Source organism: Novosphingobium sp. AP12 (assembly GCF_000281975.1).
Taxonomy (GTDB): domain Bacteria; phylum Pseudomonadota; class Alphaproteobacteria; order Sphingomonadales; family Sphingomonadaceae; genus Novosphingobium.
This window is the reverse complement of the sequence record NZ_AKKE01000062.1, coordinates 45649-71242: the sequence shown is the minus strand read 5'-3', so window position 1 is coordinate 71242 and position 25594 is coordinate 45649. Positions and strand designations below refer to the sequence as shown.

General features: G+C 66.7%; 22 protein-coding genes. 9 read left to right on the top strand and 13 right to left on the bottom strand.

The genetic code is table 11. The annotated features are described in order from the left end of the window. Positions 1 to 49: 49 nt before the first annotated feature. Together PMI02_RS11075 and PMI02_RS11070 are read right to left on the bottom strand one after the other, a co-directional pair. A complete protein-coding gene (locus tag PMI02_RS11075; RefSeq protein WP_007682570.1) occupies positions 50 to 1069 on the bottom strand; it encodes a LacI family DNA-binding transcriptional regulator in 1020 nt (339 codons plus the stop codon). Then, a complete protein-coding gene (locus tag PMI02_RS11070; RefSeq protein ID WP_193372885.1) occupies positions 1066 to 2328 on the bottom strand; it encodes an MFS transporter in 1263 nt (420 codons plus the stop codon). The genes PMI02_RS11075 and PMI02_RS11070 overlap by 4 nt, the downstream gene beginning before the upstream one ends. Before the next feature lie 150 nt (positions 2329 to 2478). Between PMI02_RS11070 and PMI02_RS11065 the strand changes: the two genes are divergently transcribed. The 3 genes from PMI02_RS11065 to PMI02_RS11055 all read left to right on the top strand — a co-directional run bounded on the left by PMI02_RS11065 (position 2479) and on the right by PMI02_RS11055 (position 9839). After that, positions 2479 to 4950 (top strand): TonB-dependent receptor, encoded by a 2472-nt coding sequence (locus PMI02_RS11065; RefSeq protein ID WP_007682567.1) that lies wholly within the window; start codon positions 2479 to 2481, stop codon positions 4948 to 4950. Positions 4951 to 5082: 132 nt separating this feature from the next. Further along, positions 5083 to 7353, top strand: a complete 2271-nt coding sequence (locus tag PMI02_RS11060; RefSeq protein ID WP_007682564.1) for a beta-glucosidase — start codon at positions 5083 to 5085, stop codon at positions 7351 to 7353. Between the two features lie 20 nt (positions 7354 to 7373). Next, positions 7374 to 9839 (top strand): glycoside hydrolase family 3 protein, encoded by a 2466-nt coding sequence (locus tag PMI02_RS11055; RefSeq protein WP_007682562.1) that lies wholly within the window; start codon positions 7374 to 7376, stop codon positions 9837 to 9839. A 57-nt stretch (positions 9840 to 9896) separates the two neighbouring features. Here the strand turns inward: PMI02_RS11055 and PMI02_RS11050 are convergent, their stop codons facing one another. From PMI02_RS11050 to ykgO, 6 genes are all read right to left on the bottom strand, one after another. Then, the gene (locus PMI02_RS11050) at positions 9897 to 10661 is read right to left on the bottom strand and encodes a proteasome-type protease (protein WP_007682560.1); all 765 of its coding nucleotides are present in this window, start codon (positions 10659 to 10661) and stop codon (positions 9897 to 9899) included. Between the two features lie 57 nt (positions 10662 to 10718). Continuing rightward, on the bottom strand, positions 10719 to 11582 hold the full coding sequence (locus PMI02_RS11045) for a transglutaminase family protein (protein ID WP_007682558.1): 864 nt from the start codon (positions 11580 to 11582) through the stop codon (positions 10719 to 10721). Between the two features lie 8 nt (positions 11583 to 11590). Beyond that, entirely contained in the window at positions 11591 to 12538 is a 948-nt protein-coding gene (locus PMI02_RS11040) for an alpha-E domain-containing protein (protein ID WP_007682556.1), read from the bottom strand. A 17-nt stretch (positions 12539 to 12555) separates the two neighbouring features. Continuing rightward, positions 12556 to 13998, bottom strand: coding sequence for a circularly permuted type 2 ATP-grasp protein (locus PMI02_RS11035; protein ID WP_007682554.1), 1443 nt, complete (start codon positions 13996 to 13998; stop codon positions 12556 to 12558). A 139-nt stretch (positions 13999 to 14137) separates the two neighbouring features. Next, positions 14138 to 14767 carry an HAD-IA family hydrolase gene (locus tag PMI02_RS11030; RefSeq protein ID WP_007682551.1) on the bottom strand — a complete coding sequence of 210 codons (630 nt, stop codon included), beginning with the start codon at positions 14765 to 14767 and terminating at the stop codon, positions 14138 to 14140. A gap of 95 nt (positions 14768 to 14862) precedes the next feature. After that, entirely contained in the window at positions 14863 to 14988 is a 126-nt protein-coding gene (gene ykgO, locus PMI02_RS11025) for a type B 50S ribosomal protein L36 (protein ID WP_004210176.1), read from the bottom strand. Between the two features lie 228 nt (positions 14989 to 15216). On the opposite strand from ykgO, the gene PMI02_RS11020 reads away from it, so the two are divergent. The 3 genes from PMI02_RS11020 to PMI02_RS11010 all read left to right on the top strand — a co-directional run bounded on the left by PMI02_RS11020 (position 15217) and on the right by PMI02_RS11010 (position 17814). Further along, positions 15217 to 15948 carry a hypothetical protein gene (locus PMI02_RS11020; protein ID WP_007682533.1) on the top strand — a complete coding sequence of 244 codons (732 nt, stop codon included), beginning with the start codon at positions 15217 to 15219 and terminating at the stop codon, positions 15946 to 15948. Positions 15949 to 16045: 97 nt separating this feature from the next. Further along, positions 16046 to 16675 (top strand): hypothetical protein, encoded by a 630-nt coding sequence (locus tag PMI02_RS11015; protein WP_007682532.1) that lies wholly within the window; start codon positions 16046 to 16048, stop codon positions 16673 to 16675. After that, the gene (locus PMI02_RS11010; RefSeq protein ID WP_007682531.1) at positions 16672 to 17814 is read left to right on the top strand and encodes a M14-type cytosolic carboxypeptidase; all 1143 of its coding nucleotides are present in this window, start codon (positions 16672 to 16674) and stop codon (positions 17812 to 17814) included. The genes PMI02_RS11015 and PMI02_RS11010 overlap by 4 nt, the downstream gene beginning before the upstream one ends. 146 nt (positions 17815 to 17960) lie before the next feature. On the opposite strand, the gene PMI02_RS11005 is transcribed toward PMI02_RS11010, so the two are convergent. Genes PMI02_RS11005 through PMI02_RS10995 form a run of 3 tightly spaced genes read right to left on the bottom strand, consistent with a single transcriptional unit; the run spans position 17961 to position 19589 of the window. Further along, positions 17961 to 18386, bottom strand: coding sequence for a cytidine deaminase (locus PMI02_RS11005; protein ID WP_036503408.1), 426 nt, complete (start codon positions 18384 to 18386; stop codon positions 17961 to 17963). Beyond that, positions 18383 to 19096, bottom strand: coding sequence for a glycoside hydrolase family 25 protein (locus PMI02_RS11000; protein ID WP_007682529.1), 714 nt, complete (start codon positions 19094 to 19096; stop codon positions 18383 to 18385). The genes PMI02_RS11005 and PMI02_RS11000 overlap by 4 nt, the downstream gene beginning before the upstream one ends. 10 nt (positions 19097 to 19106) lie before the next feature. After that, positions 19107 to 19589 (bottom strand): UPF0262 family protein, encoded by a 483-nt coding sequence (locus PMI02_RS10995; protein ID WP_007682528.1) that lies wholly within the window; start codon positions 19587 to 19589, stop codon positions 19107 to 19109. 183 nt (positions 19590 to 19772) lie between these two features. Between PMI02_RS10995 and PMI02_RS10990 the strand changes: the two genes are divergently transcribed. The 3 genes from PMI02_RS10990 (at position 19773) to PMI02_RS10980 (ending at position 23256) form a co-directional block, all read left to right on the top strand. Further along, a complete protein-coding gene (locus tag PMI02_RS10990; protein WP_007682526.1) occupies positions 19773 to 21299 on the top strand; it encodes a replicative DNA helicase in 1527 nt (508 codons plus the stop codon). After that, positions 21292 to 22032, top strand: a complete 741-nt coding sequence (locus tag PMI02_RS10985; RefSeq protein WP_007682524.1) for an SDR family NAD(P)-dependent oxidoreductase — start codon at positions 21292 to 21294, stop codon at positions 22030 to 22032. The genes PMI02_RS10990 and PMI02_RS10985 overlap by 8 nt, the downstream gene beginning before the upstream one ends. A gap of 111 nt (positions 22033 to 22143) precedes the next feature. Beyond that, positions 22144 to 23256, top strand: coding sequence for an acyltransferase (locus PMI02_RS10980; RefSeq protein ID WP_007682522.1), 1113 nt, complete (start codon positions 22144 to 22146; stop codon positions 23254 to 23256). A 1-nt stretch (position 23257) separates the two neighbouring features. On the opposite strand, the gene PMI02_RS10975 is transcribed toward PMI02_RS10980, so the two are convergent. Together PMI02_RS10975 and PMI02_RS10970 are read right to left on the bottom strand one after the other, a co-directional pair. Beyond that, complete coding sequence (locus PMI02_RS10975) at positions 23258 to 24046, bottom strand: sulfite exporter TauE/SafE family protein (RefSeq protein ID WP_007682521.1); 789 nt, start codon at positions 24044 to 24046, stop codon at positions 23258 to 23260. Next, positions 24043 to 25443, bottom strand: a complete 1401-nt coding sequence (locus PMI02_RS10970; protein ID WP_007682520.1) for a RimK family alpha-L-glutamate ligase — start codon at positions 25441 to 25443, stop codon at positions 24043 to 24045. Before PMI02_RS10970 ends, PMI02_RS10975 begins: the two co-directional genes overlap by 4 nt. Between the last annotated feature and the right edge of the window lie 151 nt (positions 25444 to 25594).

Below are 25594 nucleotides of genomic sequence, written 5' to 3'. Positions count from 1 at the left end.
GACGTTCGCGTTGGCTACCCCCCCGACGGCTCATTATCCGACGCACCTGTCACGGCGCCTTGCCGGTGCTGCCTCTCGTGATCAGTTCATGCGGTAGCATCAGGCGAGGGGCCTGGCCCACCCGCTGCTTACGGAACCCGGGATCGGTCAATATGTCGACCGCCGCTGCCGCCATCTCAGCCTTGGGTTGGCGGATCGTGGTGATCTGCGGCCACGCCGCGCGCGAGGTCGCGACATCGTCGAACCCGGAGATCGACAGTTGCTCCGGCACGGCGATGCCGCGCTTCATGGCGGTGATGAGCACGCCGAGTGCCATGTCGTCGTTGCTGGCGAAGATCGCCGTCAGCGCATCGGGGAGGTCGAGCAGTGTTTCGCCCAGTTCCAGCCCCGAGCGGAAGGTGAAGTCGCCGCGCAGCACCGCGCTTTCATCGACGGTGACGCCAGCTTCGCCCATGGCGGCGCGAAAGCCCTCTTCCCGGCGGCCCGAGGCGCTGTGACTCAGCGGTCCCTGGATAAAACCGATCCTGCGGTGGCCCTGTGCTATCAGGTGCTGGGTCATCTCGTGCGCCGCGCGGCGGTCGTCCATCCACACTGCGCCCGAGTTTTTCGGCTCGGTCGAGGGCGCGATCAGGACGTGGGGTATGCCGATCTGCACGAAGAGGTCGAGCAACCTGGCATCGTCGCAGATGGGGGGCGCGATGATCGCACCATCGAGGCGGAGGCTGGATATGCTGCCCCGAACGTGGTCCTCCCAGCCCTGCCGCTGGAGTTCCACGGGCTCGACCACGAGGTGATAGCTACGCTCCCGGCAGCGCAACAGGGCGCCGTGCTGGACATCGGCCGCGTAGCCCGAGACGGGGTCGTCGATGAACAGGCCGAGCAGATAGGAACGCGAGCTGGACAGGCTGCGCGCGAAGGCATTGGGCCGGTAGTTCAACTCGGCGACCACCTTCTGCACCGCGTCGCGGATTTCCGGGCGAACGTGATCCTCGCCGTTGATGACGCGCGAGACGGTCTTGGGGGAGACACCGGCGCGCGCGGCGACGTCCTTGATCGTGACCATCTTCATGAACGGGTCTCCGGGATCCGCGCACAAAGCGAGGCGAAACAGGCGATGAACAGGTAACACGCAGCCGGCACCATCAGGGAGGGCAGCAGCGCGGTGGCGTCGGCGACGGTCCCCGTCACCAGCGGTATGATGGCCCCGCCGACTACCGCCATGCAGAGCCACATCGAGGCGATCGGGGCCTGGCGGTCATCGTCCGGGAAGGCAAGCGCGTAGATCGTCGGGTACATGATCGAATTGCACAGGCCCACCGCGATGAGCGCTCCGGCCGCCACGCCTCCCGGCAGCACGATGGCGCCGATCGTCAGCGCGACCGCGCCCAGCGCCGCGCCTGCTAGGAGGCGCGCCTCGTTCACCCGCGTCATCGCCCAGGCTCCGGCGAAGCGGCCGAGCATCGCCCCTCCCCAGTAAAGGCTCACCAGCTGTCCCGCCGCGACGGGGCCCGCGCCGAGCCGGTCCGGCAGCATCAGCACGCTGGGCAGCAGCGCGCCGATGGTCACTTCCGCGCCGACATAGACAAAGATCGCCGCCGTCCCCCAGCGCAGCCGCTTCACCTGCGCGAAGATGCGGAACATCTGACCGGTTGAGACGAAGCGCGTACCCCCCCGGTCCTCGTCCCGGCCCAGCAGCGAGCGGTGGCGGAAGTAGGCGAAGGCGAGCAGGGCGGTCACCGCCGCGGTCCCGGCAAATGGCAGCGTGGCGGTGAAAGTCCAAGCTGTCCGCGAGTCCCTTCCCGCCAGCAGCAGCGGCGCGCTGATCATTGGTCCGGCGACCGTGCCGAGCGAGTTGAACCCCTGCAGCAACGTCAGCCGCCGTGCCGCGCCGCGCGAGGGTCCGATGACGGTGACGACCGTGTTCGACGCCATCTGCAGGAACGTCTGCCCCGCCGAGAGCAACAGCAGCGCCCCCAGCACCAGCGCAAAGGACAACGCGTGCTGCGCTATCGCCAGCGACAGGCACCCGGCGGCCATGATCGCCAGTCCTGCCGAGATCGCCCGCATGTAGCCCGAGGCGACGATGAAGGCGGTTATCGGCAGCGCGAACAGCAGGTAGCTGGCGTGAAAGGCCATCTGCACCAGCAGCGCCTGGGTATAGTCCAACGCCAGCATGAGCTTGAGCTGCGGCACCAGCAGGCTGACGGACGACGTCAGGAAACCCCCGATGAAGAACACGCCGACCGACAGCCGAAAAAGCCGGCTTGCAGCGTTTTCGTCATGCGATTCGGGACGGGGATTCTCGGCTTCGGCCATCAGCGCAGTCATGTCTCGCGGCATCCTATCGCCCAGTTCAATGGCGGGAAAGCGTGTCTTTGTCATGTTTGACATCGATGTCAGAAACCGGATTGACATCGATGTCAACCTCTGGTGTATGTCGCGGCGAAAGCAGGTTCAATGCTTCCAGGGAGAGAGATGATGATGAGGTACGCGCTTGTCGCGAGCACTGCGCTCGCGACTGCAATCTGTGCAATCACGCCGGCACTGGCGCAGGATGCTGCCACTCCGGCCGCGGTCCAGCCCACGGCTCCTTCGCAGGCCAGCGACGGTGACATCATCGTCACCGCCACGCGCCGCGAAACCACCCTTCAGTCGACCCCGATCGCCGTGTCCGCCTTCGGCCAGGCCCAGCTTGACAAGCAGCAGGTCAAGGACGTCACCGACCTTGCCAAGTACGTCCCCTCGCTGCAGTTCAACCAGCAGGGTGACCAGTCGGCGGTCCTGCTGACCCTGCGCGGCATCGGCAACGACAGCGCCTATACCGAAGTCGCCGACCCCGAGGTCGCGATCTACGTCGATGGCATCTACTCGCCGCGCTCGCAGGGCGCTTCGGTGCTCATGTACGACATGGAGCGCGTTGAGGTGCTGCGCGGGCCGCAGGGCACGCTGTTCGGCCGCAACGCCACGGTCGGCGCGCTCAGCCTGATCTCCGCCAAGCCCAAGCTCGGCGAGTTCGAGGGCACCGTCGAAGTGACCGGCGGCAACTACGACCGCCTCGGCGTGCGCGGCGCAATCAACATCCCGATCACCGACACCCTGGCCGCGCGCGTCGCCTTCGTGACCGACCGTCACGACGGCTATGCCGACTTCCAGCCCGCCCCCGACATCGCCGGCATCAACAAGTCCGCCTTCGTCACCACCGGCAAGAAGTACTACGCCGCCGACCAGCAGTCGGTCCGCGGCTCGCTGCTGTGGCAGCCCAGCGACAAGTTCAGCTGGAACCTCTCGGCCGAAGGCTTCTGGGACACCGGCGCGCCGGTGATCGGCCTGCTGCAGACCCCGCGCGCCGGCACGAAGCGCTGGTCCACGCTGAGCGACACCGCAGCGGACACCGACCGCTACTCGGTCGCGGTGCGCAGTTCGATGAACTACGACCTGACCGACGGCATCCAGCTGGGCTACATCGCCGGCTGGTCGCGCATCGGCGGCTCGACCCAGACCGACGCGGACGCCGGTGCCCTGCCGCCGACCGGCCAAGTGGATGCGAACGGCAACGACCTGCCGCTCGGCGCTTTCGGCGAGAACCGCACGCTGTCCTCGCGCTATGATTTCCAGAGCCACGAACTGCAGCTCAAGTCGACCGGCGAGCAGGCGATCGACTGGATCCTTGGCGCCTACTACAGCCACGAGAAGAACCGCATCCGCTTCGACATCGACCAGCGCAACGGCTACCGCGACGGCACCTTCAGCTGGGCGGGCAGCTTCATCCAGGCCAATCGCCAGATCGACAGCCGGGCCGTCTTCGGTCAGGCCGTGTGGCACGTGACCGACGCCCTGCGCGTCACCGGCGGCCTGCGCTACACTTCCGACAAGAAGGAGGACATCGGCGGCCGCAACGTGACCTATTCGGGCGACGGCTGCTCGCCGGCCGACCTCGCGCCGGGCGGCGCTTGCCAGTCCGGCATATTTGGCGCCTATCCCGACGCGACGGCGCAGGAACTGGTCAACCTGCTGCCCGGCTACTCGATCTCCAGCAACGACGTGAAGGGCAAGTGGGACAAGCTCACCTACCTTGCCCGCGTCGACGCCGACCTTGCCGAGGATACGCTGGGCTACGCCAGCATCAGCACCGGCTTCAAGTCGGGCAACATCCAGGACAATGCCGGCCTGACCGACCCGGAAACGCTGACCAACTACGAAGTCGGCCTCAAGACCCGGATGTTCGACCGCCGCCTGACCCTGAACCTCGCCGCCTACTACAGCGACTTCAAGGGCTATCAGGTCAACCAGGCCGTCACCTTCCGCGACGATGCCGGCAACGTCATCCGCAGCCAGATCGTGACCCAGAACGCCAAGGGCGCGAAGGCTTACGGCCTCGAAGCGGAACTGACCGCCAACCTCACCGACAACGACCGCCTGCAGTTCTCGGGCACGCTCCAGAAGACCAAGCTGGACGACCTCGAAAGCGTCGACGGCCGTCTGTACGATGGCGGCAAAGCGTCCTCGATCGTGCAGCTCCAGGGCAACGAGCTCGCCCACGCGCCGCGCTTCTCGGCGACGGCGAGCTACGAGCACGAGTTCGAACTGGCGAGCGGGGCGACGATCACGCCGCGCATCTCGACCCACTACGAGACGAAGAGCTGGCTCAGCTACTTCAATGGCGATGCCAATCCGTTCGTGAACGTCAACGACCCGGCAGACAACATGTCCGATCGCGGCACAAACGGCACGGACTGGGACCGCCAGAAGGCGTATTTCCGTTCCGACGCATCGCTGCGCTTCACCTCGGCGGACCAGAACTACTCGATCGAAGCGTTCATCCAGAACATCGAGAACGGCAAGATCCGCACCAACGCTAGCGCCTTCGGCACGCCGCGCTACGATCCGGTGTTCCTGTCCAACCTGCAGCCGCCCCGCACCTGGGGCGTGCGCGCCAAGGCCAACTTCTGATACCTCCCGTGACGCCCTGCCGACAGCTCCTCCGTCGACAGGGCGTCATACCGGGCGGCGGCGGGCCGCGCTGGCCCGCCGCCGCCCGCACCATCCGCGCTGCCTGACGCAGCGCCCCGGACGAGTATCCCCATGACCCCCAGAGCCCTCGCCGCCTTCCTTCTGCTCAGCGCCGCGACGAGCGTGCCTGCCTTCGCCCAGCCTGCTCCGCCTGCCGCGACCGCCGGCAGCAACCGCGCTCTTTCGCCGCAGGACCGTGCGAGGGCACTCGTCGCGGCCATGACGACCGAAGAGAAGCTGGCGATCATCCATGGCTACTTCCCGCCGCTGGCCAAACCCGTCACGCCGATCGCGATGACACCCTCCGCCGGCCACATTCCCGGCATCCCGCGCCTCGGCATCCCCACCCTGCGCGAAAGCGACGCCAGCCTCGGCGTCGCCAACCAGATCGAGCAGCGCAAGGGCGACACCGCCACCGCACTCCCCGCCAGCCTCGCGACCGCCGCCAGCTTCGACCCGCGCATCGCCTACGCGGGCGGCGCGATGATCGGCGCGGAAGCGCGCGCCAAGACCTTCAACGTGCTGCTGGCCGGCGGCGTCAACCTGACGCGCGACCCGTGGAACGGCCGCAATTTCGAGTACATGGGCGAAGACCCGCTGCTCTCGGGCGTGATGGCGGGCGAGCACATCCGCGGCGTCCAGAGCAACCACATCGTCTCGACCATCAAGCATTTCGCGCTCAATTCGCAGGAAACCGGGCGCACCGTGCTCGATGCCCGGATCGACAAGGCGGCGCTGCGCGAAAGCGACCTCCTCGCCTTCGAGATCGCGACCGAGATCGGCGACCCGGCCTCCGTCATGTGCGCCTACAACAAGGTCAACGGCGACTATGCCTGCGAGAACGACTGGCTGCTCAACGGCGTCCTCAAGAGAGACTGGGGCTACAAGGGCTTCGTCATGTCGGACTGGGGCGCCGTCCACTCGGCGGAGAAAGCGGCGCTCGCCGGGCTCGACCAGGAGTCCGGGCAGGAGCTGGACGACGCCATCCACTTCGCCCAGCCGTTCGAAGAGGCATTCAAGGCGGGCCGCATCCCCATGGCGCGCCTCGACGACATGGTGACCCGCATTCTCCACGGCGTCATCGCCTCGGGGCTGATGGACGATCCAGTCCCCGATACCGTGCGCCAGATCGACTATGCCGCCCACGCTAATGTCGCCCAGCAGGCGGCGGAGCAGGGCATCGTCCTCCTCAAGAACGAAGGCGACCTGCTGCCCCTCGCCAGGACCGCGCGGCGGATCGTGCTGATCGGTGCCCATGCCGACGTCGGCGTGCTCTCGGGCGGCGGCTCGTCACAGGTCCGCTCGGTCGGCGGCGCTCCGGTGGAAATCCCGCTGACCAAGGGCGCTGCGGCGTCCTTCGCGCGGATGACCTGGCACGCTTCCTCGCCGATGAAGGCGATCCAGGCGCTCGCCCCGCAGGCCGAGGTCGTTTACGTCGACGGCAGCGATCCCAAGGCCGCCGCGCAGGCGGCGAAGGATGCGGACATTGCCATCGTCTTCGCCTGGCAGTGGCAGACCGAGGCGCAGGACACCGAGACCATCCGCCTTCCCGACAACCAGGACGCGATGATCGACGCGGTCGCCTCGGCCAATCGCAAGACCATCGTCGTGCTCGAAACGGGCGGCCCGGTCGAGATGCCGTGGCTCGCCAAGGTGCCCGCGCTGGTCGAGGCATGGTATCCGGGACAGAGGGGCGGCGAAGCGATCGCCAATGTCCTGCTGGGTGACGTCAACCCCTCGGGTAGGCTGCCGATCACGTTCCCGGTCAGTGCTTCGCAGGCCCCCCGTTCGATGCCCGCCGGGCTGCCCGAACTGCGCGCCGCCGACGCCCGCCGCGCGGCCGGGGACACCGGCAACTACGGCATGACCGGAGGCGTGGCGCCTTTCTCGGTCGACTACCCGGAAGGCGCGGAGATCGGCTACCGCTGGTACGCGAAGACCGGCCGCAAGCCGCTGTTCCCGTTCGGTTATGGCCTCACCTACACCAGGTTCGCCTATGCCAATCTCAAGGTACAGGACGGCCCTGCCCTCACCGTCAGCTTCGACGTGACCAACACCGGCGCCCGCACCGGCGCCGACGCGCCGCAGCTCTACGTCGAGGCGAAGAGCAGCGCCGGCGTCGCCGCCTATCGCCTCGCCGGGTTCGACAAGCTCACCCTTTCGCCCGGAGAGACCCGCCGCGTGTCGATGACCGTCGACCCCCGCGTCATCGCCCGCTTCGACGAGGCGGCACGCAAATGGCATCTCGACGGCGGCACATACGCGCTTACGGTCGGCCACTTCGCAGGCGATAGTGCCCTGCGCGGCACGGCCACCCTGCAACCGCAAACGCTCAAGCCCTGACGCCTACAGAAGGACGCGCCATGACCGCCCTCTCCCGCATCTCGCTTTCGGCCCTGTGCATCGGCCTGCTCACCGCCCCCCTCTCCGCCCAAGAGTCGGCATCGACCGCGCACCCGGCGGTCTGGCCGGCGGTGCAGGCGATGCCGCAGCGCGACGCCAAGGTGGAGAAGCGGATCGACGCGCTGCTGCGGGCGATGTCCATCGAGGACAAGGTCGGGCAGATCATCCAGGTCGACATCGGCTCGATCAACCCGGCGGATATGCGCACGACGAAGATCGGGTCCGTCCTCAACGGCGGCAACTCCGGCCCCTACGGCGATGAATATGCCTCGCCCGCAAAATGGCTGAAACTGGCCGACGAGTTCTACGATGCCTCGATGGAGCGGACCGACAAGGGGCCGAAGATCCCGATCATCTGGGGCACCGATTCCGTCCACGGCAACAACAACATCGTTGGCGCCACCCTCTTCCCGCACAACATCGGCCTCGGCGCCGCGCGCGACCCCGACCTCATCCGCGAGATCGGCCGCGTCACCGCGCTCGAGACCGCCGCAGCGGGTCTTGACTGGACCTTCGCGCCGACGCTGGCGGTGGTGCAGGACGACCGATGGGGCCGCACTTACGAAAGCTACGGCGAGGAACCGCAGATCGCCGCAGACTATGCCGGCGCGATGATCGAAGGCGTCCAGGGCAAGGTCGGCACGAAGAACTTCCTCGCCCCGGATCACCTAATCGCGACGACCAAACACTTCCTCGGCGACGGCGGCACCGGCGGCCGCGACCAGGGCGACACCCGCGTCTCGGAGGAGACCCTGCGCGACGTCCATCTCGGCGGCTACCCGGCCGCGATCGAGGCGGGGACGCAGTCGGTCATGGCCAGCTTCTCCAGCTGGAACGGGGAGAAGATGAGCGGCAACAAGTCGCTCCTGACCGGCGTGCTGAAGGAGCGCATGGGCTTCGACGGCTTCGTGGTGGGTGACTGGAACAGCCACGGCCAGGTCAAGGGCTGCTCGAACGAGGACTGCCCGCAGGCGATCAACGCCGGGCTCGACATGTTCATGTACTCAGGCCCGAATTGGAAGCAGCTCTACGACAACACCCTGCGCGAGGCGAAGGAGGGCACCATTCCCGCCGCCCGCCTCGACGACGCCGTGCGCCGCATCCTGCGCGTGAAACTGCGCACGGGCACGTTCGATCGCGGCCGCCCCTCCTCGCGCCCCTTCGCCGGCAAGTTCGACGTGTTCGGATCGGCCGAGCACAAGGCCATCGCCCGCCGCGCGGTGCAGGAATCGCTGGTGCTGCTCAAGAACCAGGGGGTGCTGCCGCTGAAGGCCAATGCCAACGTGCTTGTCGCGGGCGAGGCAGCGAACAGCATCAGCCAGCAGGCGGGCGGCTGGTCGATCACCTGGCAGGGCATCGACGTGCCCGACTCCGCCTTCCCCAACGCCCAGTCGATCTGGAAGGGCATCGAGGAAACCGTCAAGGCCGGCGGCGGCAAGGCCACGTACGCGCCTGACGGCCAGTTCAGCGCCAAGCCCGACGTTGCGATCGTCGTCTTCGGCGAGAAGCCCTATGCCGAATTCAAGGGCGACATCACCAATCTCGAATACAGCCCCGGCGACAAGCACGACCTCGAAATGCTGAAGCGCTTCAAGGCTACGGGCGTGCCGGTCGTCGCGGTGTTCCTGTCGGGCCGCCCGCTCTGGGTGAACGCCGAACTCAACGCCTCCGACGCCTTCGTCGCCGCCTTCCTGCCGGGCAGCGAGGGCGGCGGCGTCGCCGACGTGCTGTTTGCGGGAGCGGACGGAAAGCCGCGCCACGACTTCCGCGGCAAGCTCGGTTTCTCCTGGCCCAAACGCCCCGACCAGTATGTGCTGAACCGCCGCGATCCGGGCTATGACCCCCTGTTTCCTTTTGGTTACGGTCTGAGCTATGCTCACCCCGGCAAGGTCGGCGCGCTCGACGAGACGCGGCCAGCCGGGATGGCGGAGGCTAACCCCAGCGTATTCTACGGCCGGGGACAGACGCCTCCAGGCTGGTCGATCGACGCCGAGGGCGTGCGCCAGGCGGGCGTTGACAGGCGCGCACAGGAAGATGCACGCCGCCTCACCTGGAGCGCTGCGGGAGGCAAGGCCGCGTTCAGCGCGCCGCGCCTGCTGGATCTTTCGCGCGAGACCAATGGCGAGATCAGCCTCGTGATGGAGTATCGCACCGAATCGAAGCCCGCCGGCAAGTTCACCGCAGGACTGCAGAGCGGCGACAAGGTTGCGGCGGTCCCCATCTCGGGCCTGCTTGCGTCGGCCCAGCCCGGAACCTGGGGACGCATCGTCATTCCGCTACAATGCTTCGCCGCCCGCGGCGCGGATATGAAGGCCATCACCGCACCGCTCATCCTGCAGTCGACCGGCGCGGCCGACATCAGCATTTCCGACGTGAAGCTGGACTACGTCTCCACCCCAATGAGCAAATGCGGCGATGAGGGATGAGCGCTTGAGGCGACCTTGACCCGATATGGACGTCGCTTGGCCGGCCAATGGGTCCGCCTAGCCCACCACCTGCTTCACCGCCGGGTCCATGCGGTAATCGGGCAGTCCATCGAGCGCGTTGCGCAGGGCCTCGCTCCAGCTAGTCGAGACCGAGCGGAAGTAGGGGTCGGAAGCATCGATGCGGCGTTGGTGGCGGGGCGTGAAGTGGTCGCGCTCGATCACCAGGAGGTCGAGCGGCAGGCCGACCGATAGGTTCGCCTTGAGAGTGGAGTCGAACGAGACCGTCATCAGCTTGATCGCGCTCTCGAAGCTCATGCCGCGTTCGTAGCCGCGAATGAGGATCGGGCGGCCGTACTTGGTCTCGCCGATCTGGAAGAACGGGGTGTCGAAGCTGGCCTCGATGAAGTTGCCTTCGGGGTAGATCAGGAACAGGCGCGGTTCCATGCCCTTGATCTGGCCGGCGACTATCATCGAGGCGCTGAAGGTGCCTGCGGCGGCCTTCTGGCCGTTATCCGTCGCGCGTTCGTGGATGGTGTCCTGCAGCAGGTTGCCAACGATCGAGGCGACCTTGAACATCGTCGGCGCTTCGAGCAGCGAGTTGTGGCGCTCGGACGGGGCCTTGTTGCGTTCCTCGAGCTGGCTGATGACGCCCTGGGTGGTGGCAAGGTTGCCGGCGGTCATCACAGTGATGATGCGCTCGCCTGGGATCTCCCAGTGATACATCTTGCGGAAGGTGGAGATGTTGTCGACGCCCGAGTTGGTGCGGGTGTCGCTCATCAGGACAAGCCCGCGGTCCAGCATCATGCCAACACAATACGTCATCGAAAAAAGCCTTTAGCAAACCCGTCAGTGGCGCGCCTATAACGGCGCGGCGGCATTTCAGCCGCCTTGTACCTGCTGCTGCCCGCCCGAGGCGGACTGCTGCTGCTGGGCTCCTACCTTATTTTCACCTACCGACAAATGAACGTCGAGTCGGGTTTCCCCAGCCCCGATCGCGATACCTGTAACCGGTGCCGCCTCGCCATAATCACAACCGGTGGCTACGCGGATATACCGTTCGTCCGGGCAAATGGCATTCGAAACGTCGAAACCGACCCAGCCAAGGCCCGGGATGTGTGCCTCGGCCCAGCCATGCCCGGCCTCCTGCTCGTCGCCGCCGTCCATCCTCAGGTAACCGCCAACGTAGCGCATCGGCACGTCCATGAGCCGGCCCGCCGCGATGAAGATATGCGCATGGTCCTGGCACACGCCCTTGCCGGCGGCGAGCGCCTGCTCGGCCGTCGTGTGGGCGTCGGTGGTGCCGCTGACGTACTCGACCTGCTCGGCGATCCGGCCGGACAGGACATGCAGGAAGCCCAGCACGTCCGAACGGTCGGCCTCGATCGAGGCGAGCATCTGGCGCACCTTGGCGCCGGGCCGGGTCAGCGGAGTAGGCCGCAGGAAGCACCACAGCGGCATCAGCCCGGTGTGGGGCCCGGTGATGCCATTGTTGTCGATCGTGCGCACCGTCCCCTCGCAGGTGACGACGACTTCGGGCACGCCCGGCACGATCGAGACCAGATCGACATGGTTGAAGTGCTGGTCATCGTAGGCCGCTTCCTGCCGGGCGCCGGTCAGCTCCATGCGCCAGTCGACCACTTCCTGTCCGTGGGTCGACTTGGGCTTGAGGCGCAGGCGCTGAAGGCCGTGGGTGACCTTGCCGTCGAAGACGTAGCGGGTGGTATGCTTGACGGTGAGGAGCACGCGCCCTCCTACTCGCTGAAACGGTAATCGGCGGCGATGCTGCCGGCGATCTCGATGGTCTTGCCGATGAAGTCCTGCAGGAATTCGTGCAGGCCGCCCTCGAAGATCTCCTCGATGGTGATCTGATGCAGCCTGGCGCCCGCATTGCGCAGCAGTTCATGCGAGGGAACTTCGTGCCCGTATTCCTTGGCGAGGCCGGCCATGTTGCTGCGGATCTTCTCGTAAGAGAAGATCAGGCTGCGCGGGAACTGTCCGTCCAGGATAAGGAAACGGGCGATGCCGCGCGGGTCCATCGAGCCGGCGTTGAGCCAAGAATAAGCGCGGTTGCCCGCGACCGAGCGCAGCAGCGTGTCCCACTGCACGTTGTCGAGGCTGGATCCCACCCAGGCGGCGGAGGGCAGTAGCACGTAATACTTCACATCGAGGATACGCGCGGTGTTGTCCGCCCGCTCGATGAAAGTGCCGATGCGCGAGAAGTTGAACACCTCGTTGCGCAGCATGGTACCTTCGATCGCGCCCCGTACCAGCGTCCCGGTGCGGCGGATCTGCGTCAGCACTTCACCCAGGCTGGTTTCCCGCACCGGCCGCGCGAGCAGGTCGCGCAGGTGCATCCAGCCTTCGTTGGTGGTTTCCCACACGGCGTTGGTCAGGCTGGTGCGCACGACGCGGGCATTGGTGCGCGCGTTCTCGACCATGTTGAGCACGGAACCTGGATTGTCGCGATCGCGCAGCAGGTAGTTGAACACCTGCGTGCCGTGGAAATCGACATGCTTCGAGCAGTAGTCGTCGAGCAGGCCGGTGGTGGTGAGGACCGACTTCCACTCCTCGTCCTGGGACTGGCGGTTGCCCCGCGTCAGCGCGAGGTGAAAGCCCACGTCGATGAGGCGCGCGGTGTTCTCGGCCCGCTCGAGATAGCGGGACATCCAGAATACGCCATTGGCGGCACGTCCAAGCATTTACTGTGCGCCCCCCATCACTCGTCCAGCACCCAGCTGTCCTTGGTGCCTCCGCCCTGCGACGAGTTGACCACGAGGGATCCTTTCTTGAGCGCCACGCGGGTGAGTCCGCCAGGCGTGATGTCGATGCCGTCGGGCGAAACCAGCACGAAGGGCCTGAGGTCGACGTGGCGGGGCGCCAGCCCCTCCTTCTGGAAGATCGGCACGGTCGAGAGCGAGAGCGTGGGCTGGGCGATGTAGTTGGACGGCTTGGCGCGCAGCTTCACCTCGAAGTCGGCGATCTCCTTCTTCGAGGAGGTCGGCCCGATCAGCATGCCGTAGCCGCCCGAACCATGGACTTCCTTGACCACCAGATCGGCAAGATTGTCGAGCACGTAGCCCAGCGAGTCGGCCTCCGAGCAGCGCCAGGTCGGCACGTTCTGGAGGATCGGCTTCTCGCCGGTGTAGAACTGGACGATCTCGGGCATGTAGCTGTAGATCGCCTTGTCGTCGGCGATGCCGGTGCCGGGCGCATTGGCGATGGTGATCCCGCCCGAGCGGTAGACGTCAAATATGCCGGCGATGCCCAGCTGCGAGTTCGGGTTGAAGCTGAGCGGATCGAGATAGTCGTCGTCCACGCGGCGATAGATCACGTCGATCGCCTTGTAGCCGGTGGTGGTGCGCATGCAGACCCGCCCGTCCACCACGCGCAGATCGTTGCCCTCCACCAGCTCGGCGCCCATCTGGTCGGCGAGGAAGGCGTGCTCGAAATAGGCGGAGTTGAAGATGCCGGGCGTCAGCACCGCCACGACAGGACGACTGCCACCCTCGCCCTTGAAGGCCGGCGGCGCGCAGGCCTGCAAGCTTCGGGCAAGGCGGCGCGGATAGTCGGAGACAGGGCGAACCGGGATTTTGGTGAAGAGCTCTGGGAACATCGCCATCATCGTCTCGCGGTTCTCGAGCATGTACGAGACGCCGGAGGGCGTGCGGGCGTTGTCTTCGAGCACCATGAAGTCGTCGGGGCCGGTGCGCACGAGGTCGATGCCGACGATATGGGTATAGACCCCGCCCGGCGGCGTGAACCCGATCATCTGCGAGAGGAACGCCTCGTTGTTGCGCAGCGCCTCTATCGGCAAGCGGCCGGAGCGGATAATCTCCTGGCGGTGGTAGAGGTCCTGGAGGAAGGCGTTCAATGCCCGCACCCGCTGCTCGATCCCGCGCGTCAACTTGCGCCATTCGCGTGCGGTGATGATGCGGGGGATCATGTCGAACGGAATCAGGCGTTCTTCGGCAGCATCGTCGCCGTAGACATTGAAGGTAATTCCGATCCGGCGGAAGAAACGCTCGGCCTCGGCGTCCTGTCTTCTCAGCCAGCCTTTGTCCTGACTGTCGAACCACTGGCGAAATTCGGCGTAGGCGGGACGAACGGACCCGTCCGCATTGAGCATCTCGTCGAAATTCGTCCCGGTTTCAGCCGACATTGTGACTCCCTGTTGCACAAGTGATGCAACAGGAAACAGCACTTGCCAAGGACTCTCGCTGCACCTGCGAAGAAAAATTAACGACGCTGGAATTCACGCTAATCGGATCGTTTCGATCATCAATTGCGAGGTGGAAACGCTACGGGAGCAGCCCGCGCCGGGCGAGATCTGCCCGCAGGCCATCGGCATCGCGGAAATGATGCACCTGCCAGCCCAGTGCCCGCGCCGCGGCGATGTTCGCGGCGTTGTCGTCGATGAACAGCATCGCGGCGGGTTTATGACCGAACCGCGCTGCGGCAAGGTCAAAGATGCGCGCGTCGGGCTTGACGATCTTCTCGTCCCCCGAGACGACGATGTCGCCGAACAGGTCGAACAGCGGCTCACCGCTGCGGTAGTCGCGCCAGAAGGCGCTGGCGAAGTTGGTGATGGCGAACAGCGGAATGGCGCGTTCGGCCAGTTCGCGCACGATCTCGTGGCTACCGGGCACATTGCCCGGGATCGTCTCGCAAAAGCGGATGGCGTAGGCGTCGAGCAGGCGGTCGTGTCCGGGATACTCGGCTTTGCGCGCCGCGACCATCTCGTCGAGGTCGCGGCCGGCATCGTGCTCGAAGTGCCACGCCTCGGTGACGACGTTGGCGAGGAACCAATCGAGTTCCGCGGAATCCGCTATCAGCGACCCGAACAGCGCGCGCATGTCCCACTCGACCAGCACGCGGCCGACATCGAAGACCACGGCCTCGACAGGAGCGAAATCGGGAAAGACGGACATGACAAGACCCCCGCGGTTGGCGGGGGCCTCATGCACTTCGACGCGAAACGGTCGCCTTGTCTGCCAGCCCGGTAAGGCCGGCAAGGCGAGCCGAATCAGCCCTGGCGGGCCTTGAAGCGGCGGTTGGTCTTGTTGATCACGTAAGTGCGGCCGCGACGACGGATCACGCGGTTGTCCCGGTGACGGCCCTTGAGCGACTTGAGGCTGTTGCGAATCTTCATGGTCTGTCTCGTCCGTGTCGTGTCTGTGGCGGTTACCGACCGCCGGAAATTCGAAGTGGCGCCGTTAGTGGCCGCCGCGCTCAAAGTCAAGCGGGCTGCACCCTTACGGCGGCGTTGCAGTTGGTTTCACAAGGCTTATCTACCTTGTTCATCCGCGGGCAACTTGGTGCGCGCATAACAGCATAACGGGCGCGACCCCACCGAATTCGGACAAAAACGATACCCAACATGGAAAAGCTCAAGAGCGCGGCGATAGCCGCAGGCATCGCTGCCATGCTGTTCGCTGCCCCGGCGGCGCAGGCCCAGTGGGGACCCCAGCGGGGCTCCGGATGGGAACGCGGCGGAGGCTGGGGCCGAGGCTCGATGCTCGATTCGCCGCGCGTGAATTCCCGCTCCGGCGATTCGCGGGAAGGCCGGGTTGAGGTCAGCCGCTTCGTATCCGCCGACCCCGCCGCTGCCGCCGAACTCGGAAAGGGCCCCGTTTCAGTCGAATCCGAATCGGGCGACGGTCCCTGGGTCGAGGCCAGCATGCGCCGTACCTTCGAGGCTGCCATCGTCGATGCGCTGGTCGGCGCGGGATACGACACCCTCCATCCTGACGTGCCGCAGCCCCAAATCACCAAGCTGAAGATTTCGCGCCAGGTGCTCTCGCCGGCAGAGGAAAAACGCAGCCCCGTGAGTGGGACCGCGGCCATGGAAGTCGGCACTTACGGCCAATCCTATGGCCTTGGCATCAACATCGACATGACCAAGCCTCGCTCGGCGCTCGTCTCCACCCGCCTCGACGCGCGCATCCTCGACAAGGACAGTGGCAAGGTGCTCTGGGAAGGCTACGCCACGATCGCGACGCGCGAAGGCGACGACAAATGGAGCGACGGACTGATCGCCACCAAGCTGGCCGGCGCGCTGTTCGACAACTTCCCCAAGGCCGACGTGATCGCGCCCGTGGGAGCGGGATGAGAGTTCACTGGTCCTCAAAGCCCCAATCGCTTGCATACCCTTGGCAAAGCGAGCAAAACTAGGATCAATCCATAAAGGCGGCAGAGGAATGATGGCGATGATCGAGCGCACAAACCCCGCGCGGCGGCTCGCCGGCGCTCTGGCGGTCATCGGCGCGCTGGCGCTGTCGGGCTGCGTCGCACCGATCGGCCCGGTGGAAGTCACGCGGTTCCACGTCCCCGACACGTCTCCTCTCGGACGCGGCACGATCAGTGTCGAGCCCGCGCCGGGGCAGACCGATTCGCTGGAATTCCGCACTTATGCCGGCGCTGTGGCGCAGGAACTGGCGCGCTACGGCTACAGCGAGCCGATGCCCGGCGCCGCGCCCAGTGCCCAGATCGCGCTTCTCACCCTCGAACGGCAGACTTACAAACCCGACCGAACGGGTAACCCGGTTTCGGTGGGTGTCGGCGGCTCCACAGGCGGATATTACGGTGGTGGTGTGGGCGTAGGGCTGGGCATCGACCTCTCGGGCGCCCCGAAGGACCAGGTCGCCACCCGCATCTTCGTCGCCATCCGCGAGCGCACGGCCCCCGCCACGGCTACCGCCCTGTGGGAAGGTCGCGCCGCGTTCGTGGTGCGCGCGGATTCGCCGCTGGCCCAGGCTCCGCTCGGTTCGGCAAAAGTGGCCGAGGCGCTGTTCAAGGGCTTCCCGGGACAGTCGGGCGAAACTATTCAGGTGAAATGACCGATATCCAGATCAGCGCCGCGTTCGACGCCGGCAACATCGAAGTCCTTTCCACCAACGGCGCCGAAGCCAGCCTCGCGATCCGCAAGGACCACGAGTCGGACTTCTTCCAATGGTTCCACTTCCGCGTCAGCGGCGCCGCCGGGCGCGAGGTGACATTGCGTATCACCGGGCTGGGCGCCTCGGCCTATCCGGGAGGCTGGCCCAATTATGACGCCGTGGTTTCGGAGGACCGGCAGTTCTGGGGCCGCGCCGCCACCCGTTACGATGAGGCCGTGGAGGGCGGCACGCTGACGATCAGCTACCAGCCCGCGGGCGACCTTGCCTGGTTCGCCTACTTCGCTCCTTATTCGATGGAGCGTCATCACGACCTCGTCGCCGATGTGGCGGGAGCGGAGGGCGTGGCCCACCGGTCGCTCGGACTCAGCCTGGACGGGCAGCCGATCGACTGTCTGGAGATGGGTGCGGGCGCGGTGCAGGTGTGGCTCTACGGTCGCCAGCACCCGGGCGAGACGATGGCCGAATGGTGGATGGAAGGCGCGCTCGACGTGCTGGCCGACCCTGCCGATTCCGTGGGCCGTGAACTGCGCAAGCGCTGCCGCTTCCACGTCGTGCCCAACGCCAATCCCGACGGCTCGCGGCGCGGACACCTGCGCACGAACGCCGCCGGCGTGAACCTCAACCGCGAGTGGGACACGCCGACGCCGGAGAAATCGCCGGAAGTGGTCGCGCTGCGCGGCGCCATGGACGCCAGCGGCGTCGACTTCGCGATGGATGTCCACGGCGACGAGGCGATCCCTGCAGTCTTCCTCGCCGGGTTCGAGGGCATCCCCTCGCTCAAGGATGAGCAGCTGGCCGGCTACAATCGCTTCGCGGCGCTGCTGGAACGACGCACGCCGGATTTCCAGACCAAGCTCGGCTACCCTCTCACCCGCCCGGGCAAGGGTAACCTGACCATGTCGACGAACCAATTGGCCGAGCGCTTCGGCGCGGTGTCGATGACGCTGGAAATGCCGTTCAAGGACCACAACCCCGCCGCCGACAAGCGCCAGGGCTGGAGCCCGGAACGCTCCGCACAGCTCGGCCGCGACTGCATGGGTGCACTGCTGGAATGGCTGGTGGAGCGCGAGAGGGCGTAAGGACACTGCAGCAGCCCGTCGGCCCAGCGAAAGCTGGGACCGCTGGGTACTCCTGAGGCGAAAGCTGCCGACAGCCATACCCGCAAGCGAGCTTCCAGCCTAAGCCTTGCCGGCGGTGCCGGATCAAGTTTGCGACGACGTTTCGTTCAGAGCAGGTTCGCCGGCCCGAAGGCATGCGGCAGCAGCTTCGACAGGCGCAGTTCCAAGACCCCTTCGGCGCCGTCGCACCAGATCACCGGGTCGGTGCCGCCCACCTGGGCGATCTCGTTGAGGACTTGACGGCAGCGGCCGCACGGGGTGACGCGCGCGCCCTGCCCCGGCTCGCCCGGCGCACCGCCGGTGACCGCAACGGCCTCCACCGCAAGCCGGTCACCGGAGAGGATCTTCGCCACCGCGACCGTCTCGGCGCAAAGTGACAGGCCGTAGCTGGCGTTTTCGACGTTGGCGCCGGTGACGACCGAGCCGTCCGCCATCAGCAGCGCGGCGCCTACATGGAAGCGCGAATAGGGGGCGTAGGCGGTGGCCGCGGCCGCGCGGGCGGCGGCCATGAGGGTGTCTCGAGTATCGCTCATGGTTGCATCACTACCCAGCGGAGCCCCCCTTGCGCAATCTCGTTGGCAAGGTCGGCGTTGGCGGTCCACAGCGTCCACGGGCGGCCTGCATAGGCAGGCTCGAAGCGGTCGCGCACCAGCCACAGGTTGCGGTCGAGCTTGTGAGCGATGGTGTAGCGCGCCTGGAACGCCGGGCTCACCTTGAGGATCACCGCCTTGCCGGTGTGCGTCTCGACCTGGTTGAGGAACGTCATCAGCTCACTCTCGACGCGAGCGTCGCTCACTTTCACGGGGCAGCCGTCGGCCAGCATGTCGAGCTCGACCGCCGGGGGCAGCAAGCGCGCGTCGCGCGGCACGGTGGTCACGAAATTGGCAGCTTGGGTTCCGGCCGGCTGGCAAGGATCGTACCGATGGAGCGCCCCGACTTCCATTCCGGCGGCCCGCGCGGCTTCGAAATTCTCGACGAAGCGCGGATCGCGCGCAAAGGCACTGGCGCTGGCATCGACATAGGCGAAATCGGCGCCGACGGCTTTCAGCGACTTCCAGCTGATCTCGCCGTCGTCCGCCCCGATCTCGACGCCCTGGACGGCATAGGTGGCGCGCTCCGGCAGCCAGTGACGCAGGTGCCACCACCCCCAGGCGCCGCCCAGGATAGCCGCCAGCAGCAATGCGCCGAGCGCGCGCAGGCGCCAGTTGGCTCGCGCGGCTTTCCCGCCCTTTCGCGCTGCCATTGTCCTGCCCTCAGCCGCGAATGTGAAGGACGCAGATGAGCGTGAACAGCCGGCGCGCGGTGGGGTGGTCGGTCTCGATCTTGCCCTCCAGGCGCTCCAGCAGCATCTCGGCCGCCTCGTTGTGAACACCGCGCCGGGCCATGTCGATGGTCTCGATCTCTTGGGCGGTGGCCTTGCGAATCGCCTGGTAATAGCTTTCGCAGATCGCGAAGTACTCGCGGATCGGCCGCCGGAACCGGGCCAGGCCCAGCACCAGCGTCTCCAGCGCGGCGCCGTCCTCGCCAGATATTTCCAGCGAAAGGCGGCCGTCGCGGACCGACAGGCGCAGGCGGTACGGGCCCTCGTGCCCGGCATCGGCCGTGCGAACCGGGCGGAACACGTTATCCTCGATCAGGTCGAAGATGGCGATGCGCCGCTCCTGCTCGATATCCGCGTTGCGCCACAGAATGGTCGCATCGTCGAGTTCGATGTGGGAGATGCGCGGGTCCGGCATGATCGATGAGCCTTTACGCGGTTGCGGCATAAGCGGGCAAGTGGGGTTCGGAGACTCGTTGAAAATCTGCCATGGGCAGATTTGGCGCCGCCGCTCACACCCGCTCCTTCCACAGCTTGTGGATTAAAATCGCGTCCTGCCCCGCTTGTCCGATTCGCCGCCGCGGAGCATTGTGCGGCGCTTATGGCCCAGCAAAATGTTCTCGTCCGCGCCGATGACGGCGCCCAAAGCCCTGCCGTGCGCACACTGCCCGCGAACGTCGAGGCGGAAGCCGCGTTCCTCGGCGCCGTGCTCATCGACAACCGGGTGATCGAGGAACTGCAAACCCAGCTCGGCCCCCAGCACTTCTTCGAGCCCGTCCACACCCGCATCTACGAGCGCATTCTCCAGCTGCTCGACCGCAAGGCGGTGGTCACCCCTGTCACGCTGCGCCCCTATTTCGAGGCGGACGAGGCGCTGAAGGCGCTGGGCGGCGTCGCGTACCTCGCCCGGCTGACGGCGGACGGCCAGGGCCTGCTCGCCCCGCGCGAGCTGGCGGATCAGATCTACGATCTGGCCCTGCTGCGCGAACTCATCACCGTGGGCCGCAACCTCGTTGAAAGCGCGATGGACACCTCCGAATCGGTGGAGCCGCAGGAGCAGATCGAACGCGCCGAAGCCGCGCTCTACAAGGTGGCCGAAGGCGCGGCGACGCAGAGCGAAGCGCAGAGCTTCGGCGTCGCAACCCGCACCGCCATCATGGCAATCGAGAAAGCGTTCAATTCGGGCGGCCACATCTCGGGCAAGACCACGGGCCTGACCTCGGTCAACCAGAAGATCGGCGGCCTGCACGATTCCGACCTCATCATCCTTGCGGGTCGTCCGGGCATGGGCAAGACCTCGCTCGTCACCAACATCGCCTTCAACACCGCCCAGCGCTACGTCGACGACACCGAGCGCGACGGCATGGCGCCGGAGAAGTCGGTAGGGGCCCCGGTTGCCTTCTTCAGCCTCGAAATGAGCGCGGACCAGCTAGCCACGCGTATCCTGGCTGAGCAGTCCAACATCAGTTCCGAAGCGCTGCGCATGGGCAAGATCAGCCGCGAGGATTTCCAGCAGCTGTCCTTCGCCAGCCAGCGCCTCGCCGAACTGCCGCTTTACATCGACGACACGCCGGGCCTGACGATCGCTGGCCTTCGCACCCGTGCACGCCGCCTCAAGCGCCGTCACAACATCGGCCTCGTCGTGATCGACTACTTGCAGCTCCTGACCGGCTCGGGCCGCGCCACGGACAACCGCGTGAACGAAATTTCGGAAATCTCGCGCGGCCTCAAGACCTTGGCGAAGGAACTGAGCGTCCCGGTGATCGCGCTCTCGCAGCTCTCGCGTGCGGTGGAGCAGCGCGAGGACAAGCGCCCGATGCTCTCCGACCTTCGCGAGTCGGGCTCGATCGAGCAGGACGCGGACATGGTCTGGTTCGTCTACCGCGAAGACTATTACGTGAAGGCGACCGAGCCGAAATATCCCAGCGATACGGACGGCCCCGACGTCAAGGACAAGTGGGAAACCTGGCGCCAGAAGATGGAGGAGGTCACCGGCCTGTCCGAACTCATCATCGCCAAGCAGCGCCACGGCGCCACCGGCAAGGTCCGCCTGCGCTTCGAGGCGCGCATCACCAAGTTCTCCGACCTCGCCCCCGACGACATGCGCTCCGCGTTCGAGAGTGACTGAGCGGAAAGTCCTCCTGATTGCCGGCGGCTCCGGGTCGATCGGCAGCGCCATAGCGCGCGGCGCGCTGGCCGAGGGCTGGACGGTCGCCCTCCACGGCCGCGATCCGGACAAGCTGCAGCGCGCGGTGACCGACATGGCGGACCTCGGCCCGGTCGACGGCTTCGTGGCTGACCTGTGGGAAGACGACGCGGCCGAGGTGCTGGTGGCCGAGGTCGCCGAGCAGTACGGCCGGATCGATGCGGTGGTGGACTGCACCGCCACCGGGCCGCATGGCATCACGGGCCTGCTCCCCGACACATCGCCCGAGGTCTTCGGCGATTTCCTGAATGTATCGGTGGGCTGGATCGAGCGTCTTGCCCACGCTGCCTATCCATTCCTCTCCCAGCACGGCGGCACGCTGATCGCTTTCGTATCGGACGCAGGTATCTACGCCGCGCCGCGCCAGACGCTGATCGGCGCGGCGCGGGCGGGGACGATCGGCTTCATCCGCAACTTCGCGGTGGAGGCCGCGCGCGACGGCATCCGCACCCACGTCATCTCGCCCAGCTACGTCGAGGGCAGCGACAGCGCGAAGCGGATGGGCTCGGAACGCATGGCCAAGGCGGCGACCCGCGCCGGGCTCGGCCTGCCGCGCGCGGAGGACATCGCGCCGCTCGCCCTGTTCCTGTGCGGCGAGGGTGCGCGGCGGATCACCGGACAGGTCATCAGTGTCAACGGCGGCCTCAACGCCTGAGCGGGGAAGCGAAGCCTTCCGTCGCCCACCGATGGACGCAACCGCAGCCGCCCTTACGGGTTCTGCCAAGGATAAATACCGGACGAGGGACCACGATGAGCAGGACGCTGCTTGCCTGAAACGATAAGCGAAAGCCCGGAAGACCGAGCAAGGCGCCGGTCCGATGCCATCAGAATCGCTCGTGTCGTCTGCATCGCCGGGGTCGTCTACGTCCACGCATGGACGGGTCTCGACGGATACAGCCTCGAACTGGCGCGGGGCACGCCGCAGGAAGTCCTGCGCTGGATACTGATGGAAGTGTTCGGCCGCAGCGCAGTGCCGCTCTTGGGGCTGATCTCGGGCTGGCTGGTCGCCAGATCGAGCCGCACGCGCGACTGGCGCAGCCACATTGGCCGCAAGGCTCGCACGATTCTGCTGCCCATGGTGCTGTGGAACCTGCTGGCGATCGTGCTCGTCTCGGGCGCGGCGTGGCAACTTGGCCTCGCGGCGCCCATGCCGCAATCGGTGCGCTGGGTGTTCGAGGAAGTGCTGATCCTCACCCATCCCCCCGACATCAACGTGCAGATGCCGTTCCTGCGCGACCTGTTCCTGTGCATGGTACTCGCCCCGCTCCTGGTGAGGCTGCCGACGCGGGCGCTCGCCGCCGTCGCGGTCGCCTCCGGGTTGTCCCACATCTTCGGCATCGGACCGCCAGTGATCCTGCGCGCCTCGATCCTGATGTTCTTCACCATCGGCATCATCGCGCGCCGCACCAACCTTGCCGACCGTGCCGTGGAGCGACCCCTGTGGCTGGCGGCGCTGCCGTTCCTCGTGCTGATGCCAATCCACCTGTACGTCACGGTGGGTGACGTCCGCCCGTTTGACACCCTGCGCGAGGCCGCGCTGGACCTCACGGTGCGCATCGCCGCCTCGCTCGCCGTGTGGCGCCTGACTTGGACCATCGCGGGAACCCGCGCGTCTGCGGTCCTCCAGCGGGTCGAGCCGTACATGTTCTTTTACTTCTGCGCGCACCTCATACTGCTGTGGCTGTTCGGGCCGCTGATCGGCAAGCTCACCGGCAAGCTGGGATCGCCGCTCTATCCGCTATATCTGCTCGCGCAGCCGTTCCTGATCCTGGGCGCGGTGGTGGCGCTTGCGCAGCTGCTCCTGAAGGTCGCACCCGGCGCGGCCAAGGTGCTGAGCGGCGGGCGGCTGACGCGACCGGTCCCGGAGGCCGCTCGCTAGGTCACATCCGGGGCAGCAGCGGCACCGGAGCGAAGGTCAGCGACACCAGCCCCCACAGTGCGAGCAGGACCATGACGCCGCCGATCCATTGCGTCAGGTTCTGGGGGCTGGCGCGCCGCGTCACCAGCGCGCCGATGGGCGCAGCGATCACGCCGCCGACCAGGAGCCCACTGGCGGCAATAGCGAAGAACTGGACCCCCAGGGTGCCGATGAAGGCTGAAAGCACCGTGACGCTGATGAAGAACTCGGCCGCGTTGACGGTGCCGACTGCCATGCGGGGGGTCATCCCCTGCGCGATCAGACTGCCGGTGGTGACCGGTCCCCAGGCGCCGCCGAACGAATCGAGGAAGCCCGCGACCAGCCCCAGCGGCCCGACCATGCGCATGCGCCGGTAGGCCTGCGCCCGCCGCGCCCCGCTCCAGATCAGGTAGATGCCCACTGCCGCCAGGTAGACCAGCACTACCGGCCGCACGAACCCCAGGTGTAGGTGCGTCAGCGCCCAGACCCCGGCCAGCCCGCCGGCGATGCCGGGAATCACCAGCCGCGCGAACAGCGGCCAGTCCACGTTGCGCTGCAGGGCATGGGAGATGCCCGAAACTCCGCTGGTAAAGCTTTCCACCGCATGCGTGACCGATGACGCCATCGCGGGCGGGAGCCCCAGCACCACGAGCAGCGAATTGGCGATGACCCCGAAGGCCATGCCAAGCGCACTGTCGACCAGTTGCGCGAGGAAACCCGCGACGATGAACGGCGCCAGTTCGGCCCAGGGGATTGCCGAAAAGTCGATCATGCGCCGCCTCCCTTGCGTCGCCGCACCTTGCCGAACCTGCCTGCGGGCGCGGTCAGCAGGAACAGCACAGGGAAACTGAGCGCCAGAATGGAGAGCACGCCGCCCACGATCGCTTCCGCGCCAGCCAGCCACGGAAGCACCGCGGCCCAGAGCGCCACCGTCAGCACCACCAGCAGGGTGCGCTCCTGCGCGCGGTCGTCGAGGTCGGCGAGTTCCGACGCCATGCGTCCTTCGAACAGGCTGCGCAGGCCCACGCCGGTAGGGCTGCGGCGGTCGACCAGCACCGGCGGGAAACTCGCCTGCACGAGCGCGCCGATGCCTGCGGCGATCATGCGCAGGCCCACGGCACTGGCGAAGCGGCGAAACTCGGTGTTGCGATCGGTCAGCGAGCGCAGGCCCGAACGGCCGCCGAACACCATGTCGGCAAGCGCCGTGCTTTCGGCCGGGAGCGGCGCGCGTTCGCGCACGGCGTCTTGCGTGGCGACCACCCATTCGAGGATCGAGGTCGGCACGTCCATGCCCGTCGCACGCTCTAGCCCCTGGAAGCCGGGCGCGGAATTGGCCTCGCAGATGCGGTAACCATCCTCGTCGAAGAGGATGTCGATGCCGGTGATGTCGAGTTCGAGCACGTCGGCGGCCTGCACCGCCAGTTCGGCCATCTCCTGCGGCGGGTTGTAGGCAACGCCGACGCCGCCCAGCGAGACGTTGGACTTGAACCCGCCGGTGAGCGAGCGCCGCTCCATCGCCGCGACCACCCGGCCGCCGACCACCAGCACGCGCACGTCGCGGCCGTGGCTGGCGCGCACGTAGTGCTGGAGAATGAAGTCGGCCTTGGCCTCGGCGCTTTCGAGAAGGCCGGCGAGATCCTCGAACTGGCTGCGGTCCTCGCATTTCAGGACACCGGCGCCGCGCGTGCCTTTCAGCGTCTTGACGATCACCGGGAAGCCTAGCTCACGCTCGACGAGGTCGACGTCGATCGGGAACGTGCCCAGGATCGTGCGCGGGATCGGCAGACCCGCGCGGTTGAGCGTCTGGAGCGTGTGCAGCTTGTCGGACACGGTCTCGATCGTTTCGGGCCCGTTGACGAGCCGGACACCGCGCCGCTCGATGTGGCGCAGCAGGGCGAGCGTGAAGTAATCGGTCTCCGCGCCAGTGCGGCAGATCACGAAGTCCGGGCGCTCCACGGGTACGCCCTGGTACTTCATCGCCCAGTCGCTGCCGGTGCCGACCACCATCTCGAAGCGGTGCGGCTGGAAGACGTGCAGCTCTATCCCGAGCGCACCGGCCGCCTCCTGGAAGCGGAACACCTCGGGCACTTCCGGGATCGCCGGGTCGAGTTCATGCTGAAAGAGTATCCAGCCGCGCAACGCGATAAGCCCCCGGTAAGTCACTGACATCTGGCGAAGAGTACGGTCTCCGCTGGCGCGGTAGACTTTTCCCGGCGATAAAATTCTCTGGCGACGCTTGGTTGCGTGCCGTCCGCGGCGGTTGTCCTGCCCCGCCGTGCGCTCTAGGTAGAGGCCAAACCCGAGGCAGGAAAGGCCTTAT